This window comes from Buttiauxella sp. (genome assembly GCF_035271705.1).
Lineage (GTDB): Bacteria > Pseudomonadota > Gammaproteobacteria > Enterobacterales > Enterobacteriaceae > Buttiauxella.
The window spans coordinates 1-3,973 of sequence record NZ_DATERI010000088.1; the positions used below are offsets into that span (position 1 = coordinate 1).

5 protein-coding genes are annotated in these 3,973 nt (G+C 53.2%); 4 read left to right on the top strand and 1 reads right to left on the bottom strand.

Annotated features, from left to right (window positions below; genetic code table 11):
- The coding region (locus VJY99_RS07995; protein ID WP_324117524.1) for an MDR family oxidoreductase at nt 1-794 on the bottom strand (794 nt) is incomplete at its 3' end.
- Between the two features lie 260 nt (nt 795-1,054).
- Between VJY99_RS07995 and VJY99_RS08000 the strand changes: the two genes are divergently transcribed.
- The 4 genes from VJY99_RS08000 to VJY99_RS08015 form a co-directional block, all read left to right on the top strand.
- Nucleotides 1,055-2,041, top strand: a complete 987-nt coding sequence (locus VJY99_RS08000) for an ABC transporter substrate-binding protein (RefSeq protein WP_324117525.1) — start codon at nt 1,055-1,057, stop codon at nt 2,039-2,041.
- Nucleotides 2,042-2,050: 9 nt separating this feature from the next.
- Complete coding sequence (locus VJY99_RS08005) at nt 2,051-2,830, top strand: ABC transporter ATP-binding protein (RefSeq protein WP_324117526.1); 780 nt, start codon at nt 2,051-2,053, stop codon at nt 2,828-2,830.
- Nucleotides 2,827-3,585 (top strand): ABC transporter permease, encoded by a 759-nt coding sequence (locus VJY99_RS08010; protein ID WP_324117527.1) that lies wholly within the window; start codon nt 2,827-2,829, stop codon nt 3,583-3,585. Before VJY99_RS08005 ends, VJY99_RS08010 begins: the two co-directional genes overlap by 4 nt.
- 14 nt (nt 3,586-3,599) lie before the next feature.
- A partial coding sequence (locus tag VJY99_RS08015) for a nucleoside deaminase (protein ID WP_324117528.1) occupies nt 3,600-3,973 on the top strand: 374 nt, incomplete at its 3' end.

The following is a 3,973-nucleotide window of genomic DNA, read 5'->3' on the forward strand; positions in this document are numbered from 1 at the left end:
CAGCCTTGCAGACACACGTTACGCAGAATAAATGGCATCACTGTTGTTGGCAGAGAAAAACCACCCGCCAGGCCGCAGGCGGCGACGCAACCGGAGTAATTCATCTGCGCCAACAGTTTGGCAAGGACATTGCCACCCACAGTATCAACCGCGCCAGCCCATACTTGTTTTTCCAGTGGACGCGTTTCGGCAAACTCACTGCGTGGCAGAATGCGGCTGGCACCCAATTGGCGCAAATAGTCGTGCGTGGACGCACGTCCTGACACCGCTACAACCTGGTAACCCAGAGCATGGAGCAGGGCGATTGCCGTGCTGCCGACGCCACCGCTGGCACCGGTCACCACCACTTCACCACTGGCAGGCGTAATGCCCGCATCTTCAAGAGCCATCACGCATAACATGGCGGTCAAGCCTGCGGTGCCGACGATCATCGCTTTGCGTGCGGTTAGCCCCGCCGGTAATGGCACCAACCATTCGGCTTTCACACGTGCCTGCTCGGCAAGGCCACCCCAATGGTTTTCGCCCACGCCCCAACCGGTCAACACCACTTCCTGGCCCGCACTAAACGCGGCATCGCTGCTAACACTTACGCGACCAGCGAAATCAATACCTGGCACCATCGGGAAGTTGCGGATGATTTTCCCGGTCCCGGTGATCGCCAGCGCATCTTTATAGTTCAGGCTTGACCACTCAACATCAACCAGCACATTTCCCAGGTCTTCGGCCGGAGCAGAGATTTGTTTGACCTCTGCGTGAGTCTGGCCTTCAACTTGTTCAAGTACGACTGCTTTCATAGTAAATCCTCATTCTTTGAACCGAGTGTTTCGGTTGAGATGTTTCTGATGCCCAACACGGTATACCCGAAGCCCGTGAGAATAAAGAACACCGATACCATTCCTGCGTAAATACCTGCTTTTTAATAGGTATATAAGATTTTCCTATTTTAACTTTTGACCTTGCTCCTCGTATGTTTGAAACAAAAGTTTCTAACTGTTGTGACAAAAGTTTCACAACTGCCCACCGGGCAAATCTGACCACCTTTGAGGAGATAAGCATGCGTGTCATTCATCTTACAACTGCTGTAGCCCTGGTTCTGGCAAGTGCGCATGCGAGCGCCGTGGATAAACTCAAATTGCAACTCGACTGGATGCCGAACGGCGGCGATAAAGCCTTTGTGTTTGTCGGCGTACAGGAAGGGTTTTATGCCGAAGAAGGGCTGGATGTCACTATTCTACCTGGCCGAGGCAGCAGCGATACCCTGACCAAAATTGCCTCTGGCGCGGCTGATGTTGGCACCGGTGGGATTGCGTCTTTGATGATGGCGCAGGCGGAAGGCGGTATTCCGGTGAAAGCCATCATGAGCATCTACTCAAAACAGCCGGACGCGATTTACTCCTGGCAGGGCAGTGGCGTCACCGATATGAAAAGCCTGAAAGGTAAAACGCTGGGCATCCCAACGTTTTCTGCATCAAATGCGCTGTTACCCATCATGTTGGAAAGCAACGGCGTTGACCCGGACAGCGTAAAACAGATCAAAGCTGACCCAGGCACGCTGGTGCCGATGCTGGCGCAAGGGCGAGTTGATGGCGTGGTAGTGTGGTCAACCAACCGTCCAAGTATTGAAGCCACGCTGACTCAGGTTGGCAAAAAATCGCTCGAACTGGCGTGGACTGACTACGGTCTTGATGGCTATGGCTTGTCGTTCTTTGCCTCCGATAAGCTCATCAAAGACAAGCCGGATGTGGTCGCACGTTTCGTGCGTGCTTCTAAAAAATCTATCGAGTTTAGCCTTGCGCATCCTGACAAAGCCGCCGCTGACCAAAAAGCGATGGTGCCAGAAGCTGATGTCGCAATGTTAGAAGCCGATTTCAACGTGACAAAGCCGCTTATCATCAACGAAATTAGCCAGCGTGATGGGCTGGGGCAATTCGACCCCACTTTGCTAAAGCACACGTGGGAATGGGTGGCGAAATCGATGAAATATCCGCTTGATAAAGTCAATCCGGAAACACTGGTCGACCGTAGTTATCTTGCTAAATAAGGGAATGCTATGCAGCCTGTAATCGAGTTGAGTAATGTAAATCAGACATTTATATCCGCAGATGGCACCCAGGTTACTGCGCTTGAGGAAGTGAACCTGACGCTACGCCGCCATGAGTTTGTCTCGTTTATTGGCCCGTCAGGCTGCGGGAAATCGACCATTTTGCGTTTGATTGCCGGGCTGCTAAAACCGAGCAGCGGCACGATTTCTGTGTATGGCAAGCCGGTGACTGAACCGCGTGATGAAATGGGTTTTGTGTTCCAGAAACCGACGCTGCTGCCGTGGCTTAACGTGCTGGATAACATCACTTTTCCCATGAAACACAAATATGGCCGCGTCGATGCCAAAGACATTGCACGCGGACATGAGTTGCTTGCGATGACCGGACTGACGCAGTTTGCCGGTAAGCGCCCAGCGGAGTTATCGGGTGGGATGCAGCAACGCGTTTCCATCGCTCGTTCGTTGCTGCATGACCCGGAAATTTTGTTGATGGACGAACCGTTTTCCGCACTCGATTCCCTGACGCGCGATGAAATGAGCTTTGAGTTAATGCGCATCTGGAACGAACGCCCAAAAACGGTGCTGTTTGTTACCCACTCGATTCAGGAAGCCTTGCTGCTGTCGGACCGCATTGTGGTGATGAGCGCACGCCCAGGCCGGGTGAGTGAAATTATTGATGTGCCATTAGCTCGCCCACGGGATGAAGAAACGCTGAATCACCCGCTGTTCCATGAGTTGACGGCCCAGATCCGCAACAAAGTCTTTAGCCGCCGCAAGGAGCCTGCATGAAAGCGTTTCTGGAACGATACATCGCACTGCTGGCGCTGATTGTCGCCATTGCTCTATGGGAAGGTGCGTGTCGGCTGTTCGCCATTCCTGTGTTTATTCTGCCGTCGCCGTTAGCCATTTTTGGCTCAGTGAGTACGTTGGATATCGGGCGCTGGCTGACGCACACCCTGGCAACACTGAGTGTGGCGCTGAACGGTTTCTTGTTAGCCATTGTGATTGCGCTGCCGCTGGCGATAGCCATTGTCAGTTCAAAATTACTCGCCCGCCTGGTGCTGCCGTGGCTGATTGTTATTCAGTCAACGCCGGTGGTCGCGATTGCACCAATTATTGTCGTCACACTCGGCTCCGGCATGTTGCCGCGCGTGGTGATCACCACGCTGATTTCTTTCTTCCCGCTGGTGATTTCCACCGCGACCGGGATGACTTCGGTGCCGGCTGAATTGCTTGAACTTTCGAAAACTCTGCGTGCGCCGCGCAACCGCGAATACTGGCAAATCCGCATGCCTTACGCGGTGCCATATATTTTTAGTGCGCTGAAAGTGGCCATTACCTTATCAATTATCGGTGCGGTGGTAGCGGAGTTTGTCGCCGCTGATCAAGGGTTGGGTTACTTGATTTTATTCAGCACTTCATCGTTCAAAATCCCACTGGCTTTCGCCAGCCTGTTCTTGCTGGTGGTGTGCAGTTTGACGTTGTACGGTCTGGTGAGCTGGCTGCAAAAACGGCTGTTCCCGTGGAGCATCGACGCGAAATAAGGAAGGAGAGGAATATGTCAGTAAAACGTGGGCCAACGCCGAGTAAAGAGCAGATTTTACGTCACTTGCGCCGTTCCAATGCAGTGGCACAACGAGCCATTGCGCTGGGGCATCACCCATTTGGTGCATTGTTAGTGGCGCCCGATAACGAAACCGTGTTGCTTGAGCAATGTAATATTGACACCGTAAACCACGCGGAATCGACCCTGGCGCGGGTTGCCGCGACGAATTTCCCGGCCGATTATCTCTGGCAATGCACGCTGTATACCGCCGTCGAACCTTGCTGCATGTGTGCAGGAACGGCGTACTGGGCAAACATCGGCCGCGTGGTTTTCGGCATGTTTGAAAGCCAGTTGTTGGAAGCAACCGGTAGCCACCAAGAAAACCC

Coding starts and splice junctions, on each gene's coding strand:
- VJY99_RS08010 (WP_324117527.1), top strand. CDS start 2,827: ATGAAAGCGTTTCTGGAACGATACATCGCACTGCTGGCGCTGATTGTC.
- VJY99_RS08005 (WP_324117526.1), top strand. CDS start 2,051: ATGCAGCCTGTAATCGAGTTGAGTAATGTAAATCAGACATTTATATCC.
- VJY99_RS08000 (WP_324117525.1), top strand. CDS start 1,055: ATGCGTGTCATTCATCTTACAACTGCTGTAGCCCTGGTTCTGGCAAGT.